The organism is Streptomyces celluloflavus, assembly GCA_000720995.1.
GTDB classification, from domain to species: Bacteria; Actinomycetota; Actinomycetes; order Streptomycetales; family Streptomycetaceae; genus Streptomyces; species Streptomyces celluloflavus.
Genome location: JOEL01000143.1, coordinates 1 through 430, shown reverse-complemented (window position 1 = coordinate 430; position 430 = coordinate 1). Strand labels below are relative to the sequence as shown.

The window sequence follows — 430 nt, the reverse complement described above, 5'->3', positions numbered from 1 at the left end:
GTTGGTGGGTTTGGGTGTGGGGCCTGAGGTTGCGGTGGGGGTGCGGTTGGGTCGTGGTGTGGAGTTTGTGGTGGCGGTTTTGGCGGTGTTGAAGGCGGGTGGTGTGTATGTGCCGTTGGATGAGCGGTGGCCTGAGGCGCGGGTGGCGTCTGTGTTGGCGGAGACGGGTGTGGGTGTGGTGGTGGGGGATGGTGTCGGGGATTTTGTGGTGGGGCCGGAGCCTGATGTGGATTCGGTTGTTGCTGATGGGAGTGGGGGGAATTTGGGTGTGGTGGTGGGGGGTGAGGGTTTGGCGTATGTGATGTTTACGTCGGGTTCTTCGGGTGTGCCGAAGGGTGTGGGTGTGACGCGGGGGGATGTGGTGGGTTTGGCGTTGGATTCGGGGTGGGTGGGTGGTGTGGTGGAGCGGGTGTTGTTGCATTCGCCGTTT

General features: G+C 62.8%; 1 protein-coding gene. It reads left to right on the top strand.

Features of this window, described 5'->3' with window-relative positions:
* Window positions 1-4 precede the first annotated feature (4 nt).
* A partial coding sequence (locus IH09_RS36235; RefSeq protein ID WP_318279677.1) for an AMP-binding protein occupies window positions 5-430 on the top strand: 426 nt, incomplete at its 3' end.